Raw genomic sequence first — 18,890 nt, forward strand, 5'->3', positions numbered from 1 at the left:
GCGAAGCTTGGTTAACGGCGTCCCGTATCGGGAGCAGCAACGAAACGACACTCATCCCCGACCCAGACTGTCATCCCAACCCAAACATCGTCATCCCCGCGAAGGCGGGGATGACGTAACAGAGATTAGCCTAGACGGGCCAGCGCCGCGCTCAAGCGCTCGGCCTCGGCGGCCTTTTCGGCATGGTCGGCGCGGGCCTTCTCGACTGCCTCGGGCTTGGCCTTCTCGACGAAGCTCGGGTTGTTGAGGCGACCGGCAAGCCCGTCCCGCTCCTTCTCCGCCGCGGCGATCGCCTTGGCGAGGCGGGTCTTCTCGGCTTCGATGTCGACCACGTCGCCGAGCGGCACCACGAAGGTCGCCTCGTCGACGACGATCTGCAGCGAACCGCCGGCGGGCACTTCGCCCGAAGCCTGGTCGACACGGGCGAGACGCGCCAGCGCCGCGTCCTGGCGACCGAGGCGCGCGGTGGTCTCTGCCGAAGCATCGCGCACGAAGATCGGCAGGCGCGCGCCCGGTGGCACGTTGAGCTCGGTGCGGGCGGCGCGGATCTCGCTGACCAGCCGGATCAGCCAGTCGATCTCCTGCGCGGCCGAGGGATCGAGCGCGCGGGCATCGGCCATCGGCCACTTGGCGACGATCAGCTCATGATCGCGCGGGCCCATCTTCGACCACAGCTCTTCGGTGATGAAGGGCATGAACGGGTGGAGCATGACCAGGATCTGGTCGAGCACCCAGCCGGCGACCGCACGGGTCTCCTCTGCGCCCTCGGCGCCCTCGCCCTGCAGCACCGGCTTGATCAGCTCGAGATACCAGTCGCAGAAGCGGCTCCAGACGAACTGGTAGATCGTGTTCGCGGCTTCGTCGAAGCGCAGATCGGCCAGCGCCAGGTCGAGCGCCTGCACGGTGGCGACCGTCTCGGCGATGATCCAGCGATTGACCGCCAGGTTCGCCTCGGGCGCCTCGATCGTGGTCGAGGCCGAGATGCCGTTCGACTGGGCGAAGCGCGCGGCGTTCCACAGCTTGGTCGCGAAGTTGCGATAGCCTTCGATCCGCTTCTCATCCATCTTGATGTCGCGGCCCTGGCTTTCCATCGCCGCCATGAAGAAGCGCAGCGCATCGGCGCCGTAATCGTCGATCAGCCCGAGCGGATTGACGACATTGCCCTTCGACTTGGACATCTTCCCCCCGTCCGCCGCGCGGACAAGGCCGTGGAGATACAAGGTCTTGAAGGGCACTGCCTTCATGAAGTGCAAACCCTGCATCATCATGCGGGCATCCCAGAAGAACAGGATGTCGAATCCCGAGATCAGCACGTCATTGGGATAGCGCCCGCCGAGCGTGGGATCGGGGTTCTCCGGCCAACCCATCGTCGCGAAGGGCCAGAGCGCCGAGGAGAACCAGGTGTCGAGGACGTCCGGATCACGGGTGAGCGCAACGCCCTCGCCCGCCTGCGCCTGGGCTTCCGCCTCGGTCTCGGCGACATAGGCGGTGCCGTCTGCGTCGAACCAGGCCGGGATCTGGTGGCCCCACCAGAGCTGACGCGAGACGCACCAGGGCTGGATGTTCTCCATCCAGTTGAAATAGGTCTTTTCCCAGCTCTTCGGCACGATCTTGGTCGCACCCGAGCGGACTGCCTCGATCGCCGGCTTGGCGAGCGTCGCGGCATCGACATACCATTGATCGGTCAGCCAGGGCTCGATCACGTCGCCCGAGCGATCGCCGAACGGCGTCGCGATCGTGCGCGGCTCGGCGTCATGCTCCTCGCCGTCCTTGTCGACATGCGGGATCAGGAAGCCCTCTTCCTTCAGCCGCGCGACGACGAGCTTGCGTGCCTCGAACCGATCGATGCCGAGCAGTTCGGCGGGGATCAGCCCGTCGGAGGTCTGGGTGATGCGGGCCTTGGCGTCGAGCATGTTGAGCATGTCGCGCGCCTCGATCCCGGCGCGGCGGCCGACTTCGAAGTCGTTGAAGTCATGCCCCGGGGTGATCTTGACCGCGCCCGAGCCGAGTTCGGGATCGGCATGCTCGTCGGTGATGATCGGGATCAGGCGGCCGGTGATCGGCAGCTTGACCATCTTGCCGACCAGCGCGGTATAGCGCGTGTCCTCGGCGTTCACCGCCACGGCCATGTCGGCCAGCATCGTCTCGGGGCGGGTGGTCGCGACCTCGATGAAGCCCGATCCGTCGGCGAGCGGGTATTTCAAGTGCCAGAAGCTGCCCTTGACGTCCTTGGTCTCGACCTCGAGGTCGCTGATCGCGGTGCCGAGGCCCGGATCCCAGTTCACCAGGCGCTTGTCACGATAAAGCAGCTTCTGTCGGTGCAGCTCGACGAACACCTTGAGGACGGCCTTGGAGAAGCCCTCGTCCATGGTGAAGCGCTCTTCGGACCAGTCCATCGAGCAGCCGAGCCGGCGGAGCTGCTGCGTGATCTCGCCGCCGCTCTCTTCCTTCCACTCCCAGACCTTCGCGACGAATTCCTCGCGCGTGAAGTCGGTGCGCTTCTGCTGCTTGAGGTTCATCTGGCGCTCGACGACCATCTGGGTCGCGATGCCGGCATGGTCGGTGCCGACCACCCAGCGCGCGTCCTTGCCCTTCAGCCGGGCATGGCGGACCAGGATGTCCTGCAGCGTGTTGTCGAGCGCATGGCCGATATGCAGGCTGCCCGTCACGTTGGGCGGCGGGTTTACCAGCGTCCAGGGATCGGCGCCGTCCCGCTCGGGGCGGAACAGGCCATTGGCTTCCCAATGCTGGTACCAGCGGGATTCGAGTTCGGCGGGGTCGAAGGTCTTGGGGAGTTCGCTCATGATCGAGCGGCTTTAGCGGCGAGCCGGGCCCCGGGTCGATACAAAACTCGCGGATAATGCAGGTTGTTGATACAAATGCGTAACGACCAAGCCGAGGAGGGAGGCGATGATGCGTCTGGAAATGACCGTGCTGGTGTGGAGCTGCCTGTTGGCGCTGGTGCACATCTTCGGTGCCGCGCAGGTGAAGACCCGGCAATATGGCACCAAATGGAACATGGGCGCCCGTGACGAGGAACTGCCGCCCCCCGCCCCGATCGTCGGGCGGATGAGCCGCGCCCAGGCCAATTTCTTCGAGACCTTCCCGCTGGCGATCATCGCGGTGGTCGCGCTCAGCATCACCGGAACGCAGACCTTCTGGACTCAGCTCGGCGCTCTGCTCTGGCTGGGCGGGCGGATCGTCTACCTGCCGCTGTACGCCGCGGGTGTCCCGGTGCTGCGGACGATCGTGTTCCTGGCCAGCCTGGCCGGCATCCTGATGATGCTGTGGCCGTCGCTGGCACTCGGCATCGGGGCGAACACCCTCCTGGGGTAGGCGCCCCGCCGCTAGAGTGCGAGATCGATGTCGACGATGGCGCGGTCGGCCAGCGCGTTCGGCCCCCAGACCGGCGAGTGGACGATCGTGCCGTCGGCCTTGGTCCAGGCCAGGCGCACGCTGATCGGAACGCCCGGCGTCACGACATAGCCCCCGCTCGCCGGGAAGCGGCTGCGGTCGCGCAGCAGCCATTTCGCGAAGCCGGTGAGCGGTCTTGCGCCGGTGATCTGGCCGGCGATCATCCAGCTGGTGGCGCCGCCCTCCCCCGCCGTGCCGATCTCGACGTCCACCGGACCGCTGGCGTCGATGCGGCGATGCTCCACCGCGATCCAGGCATCCAGCGGCTGCGGCACCGGGTTGCGCTCGGCAACCGGGTCGACGGGGCGGATGCCCAAGTTGCGCAGCAGGCGGTTCACCCCCGCGCTGCCGCCCGCGAGCACCAGCGATTCGATGAGCCGGCAGAGGAAATGCGCATCGGCACCGCCGGTGTCATAGCCATAGTTCGCGAACAGCTCGATCAGCAGCACCGACTGGAAGCCGAAGGTCACCGCCAGCGCGAACAGGCAGGAGAGGATCGGCTTGATGTTCCGCCCGTTGAAGAAGGCCGCGACGAAGCCGAGGTTGAAGAACCATGCCAGCGCGGATTCGAGGATCGCCGCGAGCACGAACAGCACGATCAGCGCCTTGCCCGATTCGGTGATCACCTGCGGCGCTTCCGGATCCCCCGCATCGGCGCCGGCCTGGTTCGCCTGGGGTGGAACGGCGGCTTGCGGCGCGGCCGTATCCGCCGGCGCGGCTGTCTCGTTGGCGACGAATACGCCGTCCTGTTCGTTGGCGACAAGGACACCGTCCTGCGCCAGCGCTGGCCCGACGACCAGATTGGTGGACAGCAGGAACAGAATGGCGAGCAGGCTGCGCATCAAGTGTCTCCCCCAAAGACAAGGGGGACCAACTACCCGATACGCAGCCCGCTAGCTAACGGACTTCAAGCCATTTCCGAGCGAAGTTACTGCGCGGCCTTGCGGGTATACTGGTCCAGCCAGCCGAGCACATTGCCATACCACTGCATCGAGTTCTTCGGCTTGAGCACCCAGTGGTTCTCGTCCGGGAACACCAGCAGCTTGGACGGGATCTCGCGGCGCTGGAGCGCGGTGAACGCGGCCAGGCCCTGGGTATAGGGGATGCGGAAGTCCTTCTCGCTGGTGATCACCAGCTGCGGGGTCTTCCACTTGTCGACATGATTGACCGGGTTCCACTTCTCGAACGCGGCGGGGTCCTCGAAATAGGCCTTGCCGCCATGTTCCCACTCGTCGAACCACAGCTCCTCGGTCTCATAGGCCATGGCGCGGGCGTCGAACACGCCGTCATGCTGGACGATGCACTTGAACCGGTCGGGCCACTGCCCCTCGATCCAGTTCATCATGTAGCCGCCATACGAAGCGCCGAGCGCGCAGGCATTGTCGGCATCGAGGTATGCGAACTTGTCCGTCGCGGCCTTGAGGCCCTTCTGCAGGTCCTCGAGCGGCCAGCCGCCCCAATTGTTGCGGATCGCGTCGGTGAAGGCCTGGCCATAGCCGGTCGAGCCGTGGAAATCGACCGCGACCACCGCATAGCCGGCGCCGGCGAACACGGCCGGGTTCCAGCGATAGGACCAGCTGTTGTTGCTCGAACCCTGCGGGCCGCCATGGACGATGAAGGCGATCGGCGCCTTCTTGCCCTCGGCCAGGCTGGCCGGGCGCACCGAATAGCCCCAGACGGTGTCGTTGTTCGCACCGGTGAAGCTGAACCGCTCGACCTTGGGCAGGTCGATGCCGGCAAGCTTCTCGGCATTGACCGAGGTCAGCCGCGTGCTGGCCTTGCCCTTGAGCGCGTAGAAATCGTCCGGCGCGGTGAGGCTGTTCATCGAATAGACGATGCCGCCCTTGGTCGGCACGATCGCCGAGACATTGCCGAGCTGGGTGAGCCGGGTGACCTTGCCGGTCTTCGGATCGACCGACCAGATCGGGTTCTCCTGCGTATCCTCGGCGGTGACGTAGATCGTCCTGGAGTCCGGCGCCCAGGCGATCGAGCCGACCGAGCGGTCCCAGGCCTGGGTCAGCGCCTTCACTTCGCCGGTGGCGAGGTTGCGCAGCTGGAGCACCTGGCGATCGGCCTCATAGGTTGCCCGCGCCATCGAGAAATAGGCGAGCCACTTGCCGTCCGGCGAAACGGTCGGGAGATTGTCCATCCCCTCATTCGCCTTGGTCAGGTTCACCGGCGCCGAGCTGCCGTCGGCGGGCGCCGCGAAGATGTCGAGATTGGTCGACTTGGACTCGATCCGCCCCGCCTCGCGCAGCGCGAAGTAGACGGTCTTGCCGTCCGCGCTCCACGATACTTCCTCGCCGCCGCCGGACGGCTTGGAAGGCGTGTCGCCGATCAGGCTGCCGATGATCGGGGTGCCGTTGCCGGTGGCGCCGTTCGGGCCGAAGGGCAGCACGAACAGCTGCGAGCGTTCGCCGTTCGACCACGTATCCCAGTGGCGCACGAACAGCTGGTCATAGGTGCGGCCCGAACCGGCATTGGGGTCCTTCTTGACCATCGCGGGCTCGAGGCTGGGCGCGCCGGGCTTGCGATCGGCCCAGACGAGCAGCTTCGAGCCGTCGGGCGAAACCTTGAAGCCGCTGAACCCGCCCGGGATATGGGTGAGCTGGGTCGGCGCACCGCCGGTGACGGCCACGCCCCACACGGCATCGTCGCCGCCCTTGTCCGACTGGAACCACACGGTCTTGCCGTCGGCCGAGAATTGCGGGCTGGTCTCGTTGACGTCCGCTTCCGCCACGAGCTTCTCGGGCTTGGCGCCCTTCACCGTCAGGTCGAGGCGCCACAGGTCGTAGCGTCCCTTGTTGGCGGCGAGATCGGTCTCGCGCTGCTGCCAGACGAGCCAGTGGCCGTCGGGCGATACCGCCGGCGCACCGACGCGCGACAAGGTGGCGACGTCCTGGATGGTGAGGTCACGCGCCAGCGCGGGCGCGGTGGTGGCGGCGAGCGCAACGCTCGCGAGCAGGATGTGCTTCATGGCCACGAGGATAGCCGGAAGGTTGCGGGCGTTACAATCTGTCGCGCGCAACAAAATATCGTCATCCCGGCGAAAGCCGGGATCTCAGGCGAAGGCGGGAAAAGAGCCGTACAAGATCCCGGCTTTCGCCGGGATGACGGGAACGGGATTTCGCTATTACCGCCCGGTGATCCGCGAGATTTCCTTCGCGACCATGTCCTCGACCAGGCGCGGCAGATTGGCGTCCAGCCAGTCGCGCAGCATCGGCTTGAGCATTTCGCGGACCATGCCCTCGAGCGTGTCCGAACCGGTCACCTCGGGCTTCACCACCATCCGGGAAAGCGCCTCGAGCGGGCCGCGAGTCGCCTGGACGGCGCTCTCCGACACGATCGGATCGGCGGGCTGCTCTGCCGGTGCCGCGGCTGCGGGCGCGGCCGCCTTCTTGGCGGGAGCTTCGGGCTGCGTAGGGGAACCCATCGACATCGGCGTCGGCGTCTCCAGTCTGTCTTCTTCGACCGGTTGGCTCAGCTCAAGTATCTCGTCAACCGTGGCGGACTTGTCCGCCACCGTCGTCGTCGCGCGACCGGCACGACGCGTACGCGTCGCGATGGCAGCATCGCCTTCCTCGGCGATGATGCGCTTGATGGAGGAAAGAATCTCCTCCATCGACGGTTCGCTACTGATGTCCCCCATCAACCGGCTACTCCTGCAAGCCCCGGGGTGGGGTAATCACGGCTTTTTACGGTTAATGTCAACAGGCCGCGTGGTGTCGCTGCGCTGGAGCACCGGGTCGAGCGACGTGCCGCTGACGTCCGGCGTCTGCACCGGCGTCTGGTTGGTGCGGGTGCCCACCGTCTGCGGCTCGGGATCGTCGTTGCGGTCCGACCAGCGATTCTTCACGCGCTTGTAGTTGATCTCGGGGTCGTAGAGCGGCCCGCCATCAAGGTTAAGGTCGCGTGCCTCGGCCCGGCCCATCGCCGCCAGCAGCTGGAAGCCGGCGACATAGGCGTCGCGCTCCGCCGTGACATAATTGACCTGGCTGTTGAGCAGTTCCTGCTCCGCGTTCAGGATGTCGAGGATCGTGCGGGTGCCGACGCTGTTCTCGGCGCGGACGCCCTCGAGGCTGAGCTTGTTGGCATCGACCGCGATGCGGGTCGATTCGATCACCCGCAGCGAGGACTGGTAGTTGGCATAGGCCGAGCGGACCTGGGCGATCACGCCGCGCTCGGTGAGCGTGACGGTCTCCATCGCCGCGGCGCGACGCGCCTGGGCCTGGCGGACCTGCGCGGCCGGGCGACCGCCCTGGAAGATCGGCAGCGTCACCTGGGCGCCGACGCTGTTCGCGATGCCGTTGGCGTTGATGCCGTTCGCGGCGTGCAGCTGGTCGCTCAGCGAGCCGAGATAATTATAATAGTTGCTGCTCGCGGTCAGCGCGACCTGGGGCGAGCGCGTCGCCCTGGCGGCACGCACGTCGAACGCGGTGGCATCGCGCTGCTTCTGCGCCGCCTCAAGATCCGGATTGCTCGCGATCGCTGCCTGTTCGGCGTCCTGCACGTCGCCCGGCAGGTTCGGCAGTGCCGGCGGCTGGGCGAGCACGCCCGGAGGCGCGCCGATGATGCGGATATAATTTTCGCGCGAACCGATCAGCCCGGCTTCGGCGGTGCGCAGCTGGCTCTGGGCAAGCGCGAGGCGCGCTTCCGACTGGGCGACGTCGGTGCGGGTCAGGTCGCCGACCTCGAACCGGTCGCGAGTCGCCTGAAGGTTGACCTCCAGCACATGGACGTTCTGCTGGTTGAGGCGAACGATCGCCTCGAAGCGCAGCACGTCGACATAGGACGTCACCGCATCGGTGAAGAGCTGGGCTTCCGAACCGCGCAGGCTGGCCTGGCCGGCATCGACGCGGGTTTCGGCCGCGCGCACCGAATTGCGCACAGCGCCGCCCGAATAGACCGGCACCGAGACGCTGAGGCCGGCGCGGCCCTGGCGAGTCGGCCCGGCGAACGGACCGGACAGCGCGTCGCTGTCATAGATGCTGTCGGTGACCGACGCGGTGCCGTTCAGGCCCGGACGGCCCGCGGCTCGTGCGATCGGGACATTCTCGTCGTTCGCGCGCTGGGTGGCGCGGTCCGACTGGAGGCCCGGATTGGTGTTGTACGCCTGAACCAGTGCATCGCGCAGCGTCGTCGTCGGTTGCGCGGCCTCGGCCGGAGCCGCAGTGCCGACTTCGACACGCACGGGCGTGCTGGTGCCCGAACGCGTCGTCGTGGTCTGCGCGGCGGCAGGCACGGCGATCGCAACAAGGCTGACGCCCAGGAACAGAGAGGAAATTCGCATGAGCCTCTTCTTCAGATCAGAATTTAAAGGTTCGTAGGCGTTCGAAACCAGGAAGCACTGCACATTCGATGTCGGCGAAGTCGGTGAGGCCGAAGCCCCCCTCGGTCCGCTGACCGGTGGCGAGGCGGGTGACGCCCCGATCCACGATACCGGTGACCACGCGGCCATCGGGCTTGAGCTGGTCGAGCAGCGCGGCGGGAAGCTCCTCGACCGCACCATCGACCACCAGAAGATCATACGGGCCTTCCGAGGCGTGGCCGGCGGCCAGCGGACCTTCGATCGGCTCGACATTGGCATAGCCGGCCAGCGCGGTGCGGGCGAGCGCGGCCAGGGCCGGCTCCTCCTCGACCGCGACCACCGACGTAGCGAGATCGGCGAGCAGCGCGGCGGCATAGCCACCGGCGGCGGCGATCAGCAGTACCTTGTCGGTCGGGCGGACATTCGCGACCGTCAGCAGCCGGCCCGTCGCCAGCGGCAGGTTCTGGCTGCGACCGCCCGGCAGCGGCAGCAGCGTGTCGCGATAGGCGATCGCGCGATTCTCTTCCGGCAGGAAGTCCTCGCGCGGAACGCGTGCCATCACCTCGACCACGCGAACATCATTGACCGCGTTGGTGCGCAGCTGGCTGGCGACCATCGCGTGGCGCATCACTTCGAAGCGGTTCGCCTCGGCAGGCGCGGTATCGACCGAAAGAGCCATCATCACTCCGGATATCTGGCACAACCGTATTAGTTGTGCAATACACTGTTTCTGTAGGCGGCTTGTATCCCCTTCATATGGCTTCGCCAAGCAATGCGCGCAGCTATTTTTGCACTGCAATGTTGACAGGACCGCAAGCACCTGCGCATTGCCGCCCCTCGCTCCGAGGCCCGATGGCGGAGTGGTGACGCAGAGGACTGCAAATCCTTGCACGCCGGTTCGATTCCGGCTCGGGCCTCCACTCCATTTCTCCACCATGACGCGTCACCTTGCTGGCCGTGCCGGTGTGGCTTTCCTGCAACTCATCTACGGATTCGCACGGCCCGTCGGCTGCGTACCGACCCGCACGCGGAACAAATCACGATTCCGTGCCGTTGACCTCCCGATTATCGGGAGACGAGGCATGTACGATTTCGGCATCCGACACGCTCTTACCGGCTATCGTGTCGCGTATCGTCCGCAGCAGCAGAATTATTGTCCGGGCTGCGGGGGGTCTCATTGGGTCATCGGCCGGTTGACCGCTGAATGCGCGTTCTGCGCGACGGCATTGCCGCTGATGGCGGGGGGCAGTTCCGGCAATGGTGTCATCCGTCGGCAGGGCGAGGCGGCGCTGGCTGCCTGAACCTCCCGCCTGCTCATGCGTTTCCGCGGGTCTGAACTCCGCGAACAGGAACGCTTATGACCGATGTTTCCGTTACCTCGCCCGTCGAGCGGATCGCGCGCGTGATCGCCGCCGAGATGCTGAGCCCCAATGGCGAGGCGTTCGAGGAGCCGGCGGAGCCGGTCGGGCTCATGGTCGAGCGGATCTGGCCGGTCGAGGTCGAGCGGGCGATGGCGATCCTGCGCACCCTGCGCGAGCCGACTCGCGAGATGGTCGAGGCCGGGCGCGAAGCGGGAGATGATCCGGCGCTGATCTGGAACGCGATGGTCCGCGCCGCGCTGGAACAAGCGGTGGAGACGGTGGATACGGTGGCCGAACCCGCCTGAGGCTTGCAGCCGGGGCGCGAGCCGCTAATGCCTCCGGAATGACCGGCGCCCAGCTCACGCTTTACAACTCGCTCACCCGCAGTTTGGAATCCTTCCAGCCGCTCGACCCCGAGCAAGGCGTACGCGTCTATTCCTGCGGGCCCACGGTCTACAATTACGCCCATCTCGGCAATCTGCGCGCCTATGTCTTCACCGACACGCTCAGCCGTGTGCTGACCTGGAAGGGCTATCCCCTCACCCATGTCATCAACATCACCGATGTCGGCCACCTGACCAGCGACGCCGATGCCGGCGACGACAAGATGGAAGCTGCGGCCAAGGCCCAGGCGAAGAGCATCTGGGACATCGCCGCGCACTATACCGCGGCGTTCAAGCAGAACATCGCCGATCTCAACATCCGCCAGCCCACGCGCTGGTCGGTGGCGACCGATCACATCGCCGAGATGATCGACTTCGCCGAGAAGATCGCGCCGGAACATTGCTACGAGCTCGAGTCGGGCCTGTATTTCGACACGACCAGCGTGCCCGATTACGGCCGTCTCGCCGGCAACCAGGACGATGCTGCCGAGGGGCGGATCGATCCGGTTGCGGGCAAGCGCCATCCGCAGGACTTCGCGATCTGGCGGAAATCGCCGGAGGGCGAGCAGCGCCAGATGGAATGGGACAGCCCCTGGGGCAAGGGCGCGCCGGGCTGGCACCTCGAATGCTCGGTGATGAGCATCAAGTATCTCGGGGCGCCGTTCGACATCCACACCGGTGGCATTGATCACCGCGAGATCCATCACCCCAACGAGATCGCGCAAAACCAGGCGTTCTGCGGCTGCTCGGATACCGGCTCGCATTTCTGGATGCACAACAACTTCCTGGTCGACCGCCAGGGCAAGATGTCGAAGTCCAAGGGCGGCTTCACCACGCTGCAGTCGCTGATCGACGCGGGCGTGCATCCGCTGGCCTATCGCCTGATGTGCCTTTCCGCCCAGTATCGCAGCGAGCTGGAATTCTCGGCCGAGAACCTCGCCGCCGCCCTCACCCGCCTCAAGCGGCTGGTGATGACGGTGAGCGCGCTCAAGGCGCGTGCCGAGGGCGACGGCACTGTGCCGGTCAACTGGCTGGAGCGGCTGGACGAGGCGGTGTCGGACGATCTCAACACGCCCAAGGCGCTGCCCGCACTGGACGAGATGCTCGCCGAGAAGAAGCTGTCGCCTGTCGACCGCCTCGCCGGTCTCGCCGCGTTCGACGCGGTGCTCGGCCTGCGCCTGCTTGAGCTGACCCGCGAGGAACTCCGCGTCCGCCCGGCCAATGCGACGATCAGCGCCGAGGAGATCGAGGATCGCCTGGTCGAGCGCAAGGAAGCGCGGCTGGTGAAGGACTTCCAGCGCTCGGACATGATCCGTGACGAACTGACTGCCGCTGGCGTGGAAGTGATGGACGGCGATCCGCTCGGCTGGGACTGGAAGCCGGCGATTTAATCGCAGCGGGCGGGTTTCGCAGCGTCGCCGGCCGGCTTGGTCGATGCCGGCTGGGTTTCGGTCGCCATGACTGCACCGGACAGGCATCCCCCGTGTCCGGAGATGCCCCGATGAAGTCCTGCCCTGTCCTTGTCACGCTGCTCGTCGTCCCTGCCCTCTTCGCCGCCGCGACGGTCTGGGCCAATGGCGACGAGCCGAAGCTCGCCGGAAACTGGTCCCAGGCCTCGACCGGACAGGAACTGGTGATCGCGCCGAAGTTCAAGCTTCAGCCGAGCATGACCCCCAATTACGGTACCAGCCTGGGCGGGACTGTCGGCACCGGGTCCTATACCAATACCACGATCGTCACCGAGGCGACGCCGATGCGCGTCGATCGCCGCATGAGCCTGTCGATCCGCCCTGACGGTAGCTATAGCTGGCGCATTACCAAGACGCAGCCCGAGGGCGCGCGTTGCACACGCACCATAGAGCAGGAAAAACACGGTCGGGTTTCGATCGCGGGCGACAAGATCAGCTTCGCGACGAACAGCGGCACCGAGGCTTGGCGGAGCAGCTGCGGCAAGAGCGGCACCGGCACCGTTGCGGCCATCACCGAGACCTATCGCTATTCGCTGGCTGGCGGCGCCCTCTCGGTTCGCGGTTCCGGTGGAGTGAACTGGCAGTTCCGCCGCAATTGACCCCTGGGTCGGCCCTGAAGTTGCTGGCGCCGCTCGTCCCGCCGCAGATCTACAAGAACTACAAAGTGGCGGAAGAGCGCCATCGCAAGGCCGTGCGCGGGCTCGCGCAAGCCGCATTCGCCGCCAAGCAGGCGCGCAACAAGATCGACCGCTGGATCCACTGGCACCAGCCGTTTCTCGACATGAAGCCCGGCTATAAGCAGGCCTATGACGCGGCCTATGCGCGGCACGCCGAGGAGCAGGAGAGCATCGGGAACAAGTGTGACAATATCGCGCTCGGCGCCTGCGCCCAGCTGACCCGCGCCACCAATGAGCGGCAGAAACGCGAGCCCGACGGCATCTTCAACAGCTACGTGATCCGGCAATAGTCCCCATCGAGCGACCGGATTTCTTGCAGCTCCGCCCTTGCATCCCTCCGCCTGCTTTCGCCAGATATGGGCCTGAGCAACAGGAGCAAGGTGATGCGGAAACGGCAGCTCGATCCGGCAAGCGTAGGATTCGCCCGATGAAGGCCGTCCTGCCCGCATTGGCCCGGCCGCTCGTCGAACCGCATCTGCCGGCGGGCCTCGATATCGTCTGGTTCGCCACTCCCGAGGAAGCGCGCGTCGCGGTCGCCGACGCCGATATCGCCTGGCTCGATCACAACAATCCGCAGGTCTGGGCGGAGAATGTAGCCGCGGCGACGCGGCTCCAATGGCTGTCGACCATCTATGCCGGGCTCGACGTGCTCGATACCGGGCTGCTGCGCGAACGCGGCACCCGGGTGACCAACGGCAGCGGGGTCAATGCGCATACCGTCGCCGAATATGCGGTGATGGGTGCGCTGGTCGCCGCCAAGCGCTTCGACCAGGTCGTCCGCGCCGCTGATCGCCAGGAATGGCCCACCGACGCGCCCGGCAAGCTCGAGCTGTTCGAGAGCAAGGCGCTGGTGATCGGCTATGGCACGATCGGCAGGCTGATCGGCGCGCGACTGCAGGGCTTCGGTGTCGAAGTGACCGGCGTCACCCGTTCAGGCGCCGAAGGCACCGTGGGCCCGGATGCGTGGCGCGCGCTGCTGCCCGAGACCGACTGGGTGTTCCTCGCCGCTCCATCCACCGATGCCAGCCGTGCGATGATCGGCGCCGAGGAGCTGGCGGCGATGAAGCCGAGCGCCTGGATCATCAATGTCGGCCGTGGCGAGCTGATCGACCAGGACGCGCTGATCGAGGCCTGCACCAAGCGGCGCATCGCCGGCGCCTTTCTCGACACCGTCACGCCCGAGCCATTGCCGCCCGAGCATCCGCTATGGACCACGCCCAACGTCATCCACTCGATGCACCTGTCGGGCCGCAGCCAGACACGCATGTTCCTCCGCGCCGCGGCCCTGTTCGTCGAGAACATCAACGCGTTCGTCGAGGGGCGCCCGCTGAAGAACGAAGTGGACCTCGTGGCGGGCTATTAGACCGGAGACGTGGCCCCACTTGTTCCCCGGCGAAGGCCGGGGCCCAGTTTCGGCGCAGCTCGATAGGACGGGCCAACCTCTCCAACGACATTGCGGCTGGGCCCCGGCCTTCGCCGGGGAACAGGATGGGTTGAACGCGGCATGCGCAATTGCCGCTTGCCGCAGTGGCACATCGCATATTACTTAGCTCCATGCCTAACCAAATCGACGCTGCCTTCGCTGCGCTTGCCGATCCCACCCGCCGGGCGGTGGTCGAGCGGCTGGGCGATGGCCCGGCCAGCGTCAGCGATCTCGCATCGGGCTTCACCATGGCGATGCCGAGCTTCCTCCAGCATGTTCGTGTGCTCGAGGGCGCGGGTCTGGTGCGTACCGAGAAGCAAGGCCGCGTCCGCACCTGCACGCTCGAGCCGCTCGCCCTGGCGGCGGTCGAGCAATGGATCATCGAGCGCCGCCGCGCGACCGAGGCGCGCTACGATCGCCTCGCCAAATTCCTCGACGCCGAGGACCAGGAGAATTGAGCATGGCCGAAGCCGTCCACGACAAGTTCGTCATCGAGCGCCGCTTCAAGCAGTCCCCGGCCCGGGTCTTCGCTGCCTTCGCCAGCGAGGAAGGCAAGGCGCGCTGGTTCTCGGGCCCGAACGAACTCTGGGACATGGTCGATCGCCATTTCGACTTCCGGGTCGGCGGCACCGAGCATCTGGAGGGCCAGTGGAAGAGCGGCACGGTCACCCGCTTCGACGCCTCCTATCACGACATCGTGCCCGACAGCCGGATCGTCTATGCCTATCGCATGAAGCTCAACGGCAAGCCGATCTCGGTGAGCCTCTGTTCGATCGAGCTTCAGCCCGACGGCGCCGGCACGCGCCTGCTCCATACCGAGCACGGCATCTATCTCGACGGCTATGAGGATAATGGCTCCCGCTTCCACGGGATCAGCCTGCAGTACGACAAGCTGGGCGAGACGCTGCCCGACTGAGCCGGGCATGCCCCGCCCTCCCCGCGATCAGGCCCCCACCACCTCCGGCAGCGCCGCGGCATAGCGCTTCACATCCTCGATCCTGCCGGTCGAGACGCGCGACCATTGCGACCATTTGCCATAGGCGCCGCGGATCTGGATGCCCTTGGCCGCCATCGCCTTCTGCACCGCGTCGGCATCGGGCACCTTCACATACACGAAGTTCGCCTGGCTCGGCGCGGCGCTCAGCCCCGCCTTCTTCACCGCGTCGAGGATCAGCCCGCGCCCTTCCAGGATCCGGTTCTTCGAGAAGCCGGTGAACGCCGTGTCGTTGTACGAGGCGATCGCCGCCGCCAGCCCTGCGGTATTGCCGCCGAAGCTCATCTCGTACTTGCGGATCGTCGCGATCGTCTCGGGCTGGCCGATCGCGAAGCCGACGCGCAGCCCGGCCATGCCGTAGATCTTGGAGAAGGTGCGGCAGACGAGCAGGTTGTGCCCCTCCTTCACCAGCGCCGAGACTGAGCTGTAGTCGGGCCTGTCGGTCAGCTCCATATAGGCTTCGTCGACCAGCACCGTCGCGCTCGGGCCGACCTTGCGGACAAAGGCGCGCATCGCATCGCCGTCGAGCAGCCGCCCGGTCGGGTTGTTCGGGTTGCAGATATGGACGAGCCCGACATCGGGGCCTACCGCCGCAGCCATCGCGTCAAGATCGATGTCCAGGTCCGGCTTGAGCGCCACGCGCTTCAGCTTCGCGCCCTTGGCCTCGGCATAAAGCGCGGTCGTATCCCAGAACAGCTCGGGGCACAGGATCGCACCCTTGCCTTTCAGCGCGAGCCCCGCCGCGCTCAGCACTTCGGTCGATCCGCTGCCGAGCGCGACATGATCCGGCGTCACCCCGAAGCGCTCGGCGATCATCGCGGTCAGCTTCCTGGCGGCGGTGTCGGCGTAATAGCATCCCTTGGCCGACCATTCGGCGATCGCCGCGATCGCGCTCGGTGCCGGGCCATAGGGGTTCTCGTTGCGCGAGAGCAGCGCGATATCCGCCGCCGGCCCGAACAGCGGCGCCTCGGCCCCTGACGCGGCATAGGCAAGGCGCGGCGGGAATGCGGCACAGGCCGCGGTTGCGGCACCGCCGCGGATCAGCGTCCTTCTCGAAAGCTCGACCATCTTCGCCTCCTTCATTTGAGTCCGTTGCGGATCATCACGATCCCGATCAGCACGAGGTACAATCCGAAGATCCGACGCAGCAGCGACGGACTGAGCGCATGCGCGGCGGCGACGCCCCAGGGTGCCGAGATCAGCGTGGTCGAGGTGACGACCAGCGCCGCCGGCAGGTTGACGAAGCCCAGCGAGCCGAACGGCAGCCCAGGCTTGCCCAGCCCGATCGCGATGAAGCCGATCACGCCGGGAATGGCGATGATCGCGCCGATGCCCGAGGCTGTGGCGATCGCGCGGTGGATCGATTTGCCGCACAGCGTCATCACGATGATCGCGATGGTGCCGCCGCCGATGCCGAGCAGCGAGGAAAAGGCGCCGAGCCCGCCCGCGATCCCCGCCCGCGCGGCGCCACCCGGCATGGCAGTCGCCAGCTGGCGCTCGGAGAGCAGCGGGAACAGGAAATGCACGGCCATGATCAGCACGCCGGTGCCAAAGATCGCGGCCAGCCCCGCACCCGGCACCCGTGCCGCCAGCAACACCCCGCCGCCGACCCCGAGCACGATCCACGGCGCCCAGCTTTTCAGCACGTCGAAGTCCACCGCGCCGCGCTTGGCATGGGCGTGGACCGACCGGATCGAGGTCGCGACGATGGTGGCCAGCGACGTGCCGATCGCAACATGGGCCAGTTCGTCCGGGCTGCCGCCCAGCAGCGGCAGCACCGCGAACAGCGCCGGCACGACGACGAAGCCGCCGCCGATGCCGAACAGCCCGCCGGCAAACCCGGCCACCAGCCCGGCGGCAAGCATGGCCGCGAGCGCTTCTATCCCGGCAACCGCGGTCACCGGGCACTTCCTTCGAGACTGGGTACGCGCAAAAGAACTTTGGGCACGAAACTCTCCCGCTGAGCTTCCTGCCTCTCCCGTCGCGGCGCGCTTCCCGGTCCGCGCCCTTTGGGGCCGTCGGACGGTGCATGCCGCTATGTACGTTCCTTGCGACGCATGGCCGCGTCGCTGCCGGCCTGCGATTCCGGCATGGGTGAGGCTATCAGAGACCGCGCCGACTGCAAGCGCGCATGAATTACCCTGCCGGGGAAATTTTTCGCTTGCAGGATTTTACCCAGCAGGGGTAAGGCGCCTGCACTATGACGACACTTGCAGGCACCAAGATCCGCCGCTTCCGCGAGGAACGCTCCCTCACCCGCGCTGCCTTTGGCGCGTGGTTCGATATCCCGGGCTCGACGGTCCAGGGTTGGGAAAAGGATGGCAAGCGCGCCAATGCCAAGGTGGCGAACCTGATCGCCGCGCATGGCATTGCCGGCCATGCCGACTGGAATGTGACTGTGCGCGACGCGGAGAATGACATGCATGCAAGCTGGAGCCCCTCGAGCTGGAAGGCCGCCGAGGCGCGCCAGCTGCCCAATTACCCCGATCAGGGCGCGCTCGACGCGGCGACCAACCAGCTGACCTCCTTCCCGCCCCTCGTCTTCGCGGGCGAGGCGCGCGAGCTGACCAGCGAGCTGGCCAAGGTGTCGCGCGGCGAGGCCTTCCTGCTCCAGGGCGGCGATTGCGCCGAGAGCTTCGCCGAGTTCCACCCGAACAACATCCGCGACACCTTCCGCGTGCTGCTCCAGATGGCGGTGGTGCTCACCTTCGCCTCGAAGCTGCCGACGGTGAAGCTCGGCCGCATGGCCGGCCAGTTCGCCAAGCCGCGCTCGGCCGATACCGAGACGATCAACGGCGTCGAGCTGCCCAGCTACCGCGGCGACAATGTCAACGACATCGCCTTCACCCCCGAGGCGCGCATCCCCGATCCGCAGCGCATGCTCCAGGGCTATTCGCAGTCGGCGGCGACGCTCAACCTGCTCCGTGCCTTCGCGCAGGGCGGCTATGCGAACCTGCACCAGGTCCATAAATGGACCCACGACTTCATGGGCCGCAGCCCCTGGGCGAAGAAGTACGCCGATGTCGCCGACCGGATCGGCGAGGCGCTCGACTTCATGGCCGCTTGCGGCATCGATGCGGACAGCGTGCCGCAGTTGAAGGCGACCAGCTTCTACACCAGCCACGAGGCGCTGCTGCTCCCCTATGAGGAAGCGATGACCCGCCAGGATTCGCTGACCGGCGACTGGTACGATACCTCGGCGCACTTCCTGTGGATCGGCGATCGTACGCGGTTCGAGGGTTCGGCGCATGTCGAGTTCCTGCGCGGCATCGGCAATCCGATCGGCATGAAGTGCGGGCCCAGCCTCGAGCCGGACGCGCTGCTGCGCCTGCTCGACACGCTCAACCCCAGCCGCACGCCGGGGCGGATGACGCTGATCACGCGCTACGGCCACGACAAGATCGAGGCGGGTCTGCCCAAACTCGTCCGCGCGGTGAAGCGCGAGGGCCATCCGGTGGTGTGGAGCTGCGATCCGATGCACGGAAACGTCATCAAGGCGGCAAATGGCTACAAGACCCGCCCGTTCGATCGAATCCTTGCCGAAGTCCGCGGCTTCTTCGCCGTCCACCGGGCGGAAGGCACCTTCGCCGGCGGCATCCATGCCGAGATGACGGGGCAGAATGTCACCGAATGCACCGGCGGCGCGATCGACATCACCGAGCAGGGCCTGGCCGATCGTTACCACACGCATTGCGACCCGCGTCTCAATGCGGGACAGAGCCTGGAGCTCGCTTTCCTGCTTGCGGAAATGCTCAACGAGGAAATGGCTGAACGCAGAAAAGCAGCTGCTTGATCGAATATTACGGAACCGCTCCGTTAATTAACGGATTTACATCGCTGTCAGCATCCTGGATTGGCTAC

The 18,890-nt window shown here is 66.4% G+C and carries 18 protein-coding genes and 1 tRNA gene; 11 read left to right on the forward strand and 8 right to left on the reverse strand.

What is annotated here, in order from left to right; all coding sequences use genetic code 11:
• Positions 1–125 precede the first annotated feature (125 nt).
• Positions 126–2,804: a valine--tRNA ligase gene (locus HNP52_RS09925; protein ID WP_184166237.1), complete on the reverse strand. Its 2,679-nt coding sequence runs from the start codon at positions 2,802–2,804 to the stop codon at positions 126–128.
• A gap of 109 nt (positions 2,805–2,913) precedes the next feature.
• On the opposite strand from HNP52_RS09925, the gene HNP52_RS09930 reads away from it, so the two are divergent.
• On the forward strand, positions 2,914–3,336 hold the full coding sequence (locus HNP52_RS09930) for an MAPEG family protein (RefSeq protein ID WP_184168274.1): 423 nt from the start codon (positions 2,914–2,916) through the stop codon (positions 3,334–3,336).
• An 11-nt stretch (positions 3,337–3,347) separates the two neighbouring features.
• On the opposite strand, the gene HNP52_RS09935 is transcribed toward HNP52_RS09930, so the two are convergent.
• The 5 genes from HNP52_RS09935 to HNP52_RS09955 all read right to left on the reverse strand — a co-directional run bounded on the left by HNP52_RS09935 (position 3,348) and on the right by HNP52_RS09955 (position 9,404).
• A complete protein-coding gene (locus HNP52_RS09935) occupies positions 3,348–4,256 on the reverse strand; it encodes a hypothetical protein (protein ID WP_184166240.1) in 909 nt (302 codons plus the stop codon).
• 86 nt (positions 4,257–4,342) lie between these two features.
• Complete coding sequence (locus tag HNP52_RS09940; protein WP_184166243.1) at positions 4,343–6,391, reverse strand: S9 family peptidase; 2,049 nt, start codon at positions 6,389–6,391, stop codon at positions 4,343–4,345.
• Positions 6,392–6,547: 156 nt separating this feature from the next.
• Complete coding sequence (locus HNP52_RS09945; protein ID WP_184166245.1) at positions 6,548–7,063, reverse strand: DUF2497 domain-containing protein; 516 nt, start codon at positions 7,061–7,063, stop codon at positions 6,548–6,550.
• 36 nt (positions 7,064–7,099) lie between these two features.
• Positions 7,100–8,704: a TolC family outer membrane protein gene (locus HNP52_RS09950; RefSeq protein WP_184166247.1), complete on the reverse strand. Its 1,605-nt coding sequence runs from the start codon at positions 8,702–8,704 to the stop codon at positions 7,100–7,102.
• A 16-nt stretch (positions 8,705–8,720) separates the two neighbouring features.
• A complete protein-coding gene (locus HNP52_RS09955) occupies positions 8,721–9,404 on the reverse strand; it encodes a protein-L-isoaspartate O-methyltransferase (RefSeq protein WP_184168275.1) in 684 nt (227 codons plus the stop codon).
• 164 nt (positions 9,405–9,568) lie between these two features.
• Between HNP52_RS09955 and HNP52_RS09960 the strand changes: the two genes are divergently transcribed.
• From HNP52_RS09960 to HNP52_RS10000, 9 genes are all read left to right on the forward strand, one after another.
• A tRNA-Cys gene (locus HNP52_RS09960) sits at positions 9,569–9,642 on the forward strand.
• A 162-nt stretch (positions 9,643–9,804) separates the two neighbouring features.
• Complete coding sequence (locus HNP52_RS09965) at positions 9,805–10,023, forward strand: hypothetical protein (RefSeq protein WP_184166249.1); 219 nt, start codon at positions 9,805–9,807, stop codon at positions 10,021–10,023.
• A 56-nt stretch (positions 10,024–10,079) separates the two neighbouring features.
• Entirely contained in the window at positions 10,080–10,388 is a 309-nt protein-coding gene (locus tag HNP52_RS09970) for a hypothetical protein (protein ID WP_184166251.1), read from the forward strand.
• Positions 10,389–10,426: 38 nt separating this feature from the next.
• Positions 10,427–11,857 (forward strand): cysteine--tRNA ligase, encoded by a 1,431-nt coding sequence (gene cysS, locus HNP52_RS09975; protein ID WP_184166253.1) that lies wholly within the window; start codon positions 10,427–10,429, stop codon positions 11,855–11,857.
• 110 nt (positions 11,858–11,967) lie between these two features.
• Entirely contained in the window at positions 11,968–12,534 is a 567-nt protein-coding gene (locus HNP52_RS09980) for a hypothetical protein (RefSeq protein ID WP_184166255.1), read from the forward strand.
• A 20-nt stretch (positions 12,535–12,554) separates the two neighbouring features.
• Entirely contained in the window at positions 12,555–12,902 is a 348-nt protein-coding gene (locus HNP52_RS09985; RefSeq protein WP_184166257.1) for a hypothetical protein, read from the forward strand.
• A 137-nt stretch (positions 12,903–13,039) separates the two neighbouring features.
• Positions 13,040–13,975, forward strand: coding sequence for an NAD(P)-dependent oxidoreductase (locus tag HNP52_RS09990; protein WP_184166259.1), 936 nt, complete (start codon positions 13,040–13,042; stop codon positions 13,973–13,975).
• 191 nt (positions 13,976–14,166) lie between these two features.
• Positions 14,167–14,493 (forward strand): helix-turn-helix transcriptional regulator, encoded by a 327-nt coding sequence (locus HNP52_RS09995; protein ID WP_184166262.1) that lies wholly within the window; start codon positions 14,167–14,169, stop codon positions 14,491–14,493.
• Between the two features lie 2 nt (positions 14,494–14,495).
• Positions 14,496–14,951, forward strand: coding sequence for an SRPBCC family protein (locus tag HNP52_RS10000; RefSeq protein ID WP_184166265.1), 456 nt, complete (start codon positions 14,496–14,498; stop codon positions 14,949–14,951).
• A gap of 27 nt (positions 14,952–14,978) precedes the next feature.
• On the opposite strand, the gene HNP52_RS10005 is transcribed toward HNP52_RS10000, so the two are convergent.
• The gene (locus tag HNP52_RS10005) at positions 14,979–16,097 is read right to left on the reverse strand and encodes a histidinol-phosphate transaminase (RefSeq protein WP_184166268.1); all 1,119 of its coding nucleotides are present in this window, start codon (positions 16,095–16,097) and stop codon (positions 14,979–14,981) included.
• Between the two features lie 11 nt (positions 16,098–16,108).
• Positions 16,109–16,894, reverse strand: coding sequence for a sulfite exporter TauE/SafE family protein (locus HNP52_RS10010; RefSeq protein WP_184168276.1), 786 nt, complete (start codon positions 16,892–16,894; stop codon positions 16,109–16,111).
• A gap of 554 nt (positions 16,895–17,448) precedes the next feature.
• Here HNP52_RS10010 and HNP52_RS10015 point away from each other — a divergent pair.
• Positions 17,449–18,822 (forward strand): class II 3-deoxy-7-phosphoheptulonate synthase, encoded by a 1,374-nt coding sequence (locus HNP52_RS10015; protein WP_184168277.1) that lies wholly within the window; start codon positions 17,449–17,451, stop codon positions 18,820–18,822.
• Positions 18,823–18,890: the final 68 nt, after the last annotated feature.

Origin of the sequence: Sphingomonas kyeonggiensis (assembly GCF_014204495.1) — a bacterium.
In the GTDB taxonomy this organism is placed as follows: domain Bacteria; phylum Pseudomonadota; class Alphaproteobacteria; order Sphingomonadales; family Sphingomonadaceae; genus Sphingomonas; species Sphingomonas kyeonggiensis_A.

Bases quoted from the DNA above. Each gene is read 5' to 3' on its own strand.
- HNP52_RS09925 (WP_184166237.1), bottom strand. From the start codon at position 2,804: ATGAGCGAACTCCCCAAGACCTTCGACCCCGCCGAACTCGAATCCCGC.
- HNP52_RS09930 (WP_184168274.1), top strand. From the start codon at position 2,914: ATGCGTCTGGAAATGACCGTGCTGGTGTGGAGCTGCCTGTTGGCGCTG.
- HNP52_RS09935 (WP_184166240.1), bottom strand. From the start codon at position 4,256: ATGCGCAGCCTGCTCGCCATTCTGTTCCTGCTGTCCACCAATCTGGTC.
- HNP52_RS09940 (WP_184166243.1), bottom strand. From the start codon at position 6,391: ATGAAGCACATCCTGCTCGCGAGCGTTGCGCTCGCCGCCACCACCGCG.
- HNP52_RS09945 (WP_184166245.1), bottom strand. From the start codon at position 7,063: ATGGGGGACATCAGTAGCGAACCGTCGATGGAGGAGATTCTTTCCTCC.
- HNP52_RS09950 (WP_184166247.1), bottom strand. From the start codon at position 8,704: ATGCGAATTTCCTCTCTGTTCCTGGGCGTCAGCCTTGTTGCGATCGCC.
- HNP52_RS09955 (WP_184168275.1), bottom strand. From the start codon at position 9,404: ATGATGGCTCTTTCGGTCGATACCGCGCCTGCCGAGGCGAACCGCTTC.
- HNP52_RS09965 (WP_184166249.1), top strand. From the start codon at position 9,805: ATGTACGATTTCGGCATCCGACACGCTCTTACCGGCTATCGTGTCGCG.
- HNP52_RS09970 (WP_184166251.1), top strand. From the start codon at position 10,080: ATGACCGATGTTTCCGTTACCTCGCCCGTCGAGCGGATCGCGCGCGTG.
- cysS (WP_184166253.1), top strand. From the start codon at position 10,427: ATGACCGGCGCCCAGCTCACGCTTTACAACTCGCTCACCCGCAGTTTG.
- HNP52_RS09980 (WP_184166255.1), top strand. From the start codon at position 11,968: ATGAAGTCCTGCCCTGTCCTTGTCACGCTGCTCGTCGTCCCTGCCCTC.
- HNP52_RS09990 (WP_184166259.1), top strand. From the start codon at position 13,040: ATGAAGGCCGTCCTGCCCGCATTGGCCCGGCCGCTCGTCGAACCGCAT.
- HNP52_RS09995 (WP_184166262.1), top strand. From the start codon at position 14,167: ATGCCTAACCAAATCGACGCTGCCTTCGCTGCGCTTGCCGATCCCACC.
- HNP52_RS10000 (WP_184166265.1), top strand. From the start codon at position 14,496: ATGGCCGAAGCCGTCCACGACAAGTTCGTCATCGAGCGCCGCTTCAAG.
- HNP52_RS10005 (WP_184166268.1), bottom strand. From the start codon at position 16,097: ATGGTCGAGCTTTCGAGAAGGACGCTGATCCGCGGCGGTGCCGCAACC.
- HNP52_RS10010 (WP_184168276.1), bottom strand. From the start codon at position 16,894: ATGCTTGCCGCCGGGCTGGTGGCCGGGTTTGCCGGCGGGCTGTTCGGC.
- HNP52_RS10015 (WP_184168277.1), top strand. From the start codon at position 17,449: ATGCATGCAAGCTGGAGCCCCTCGAGCTGGAAGGCCGCCGAGGCGCGC.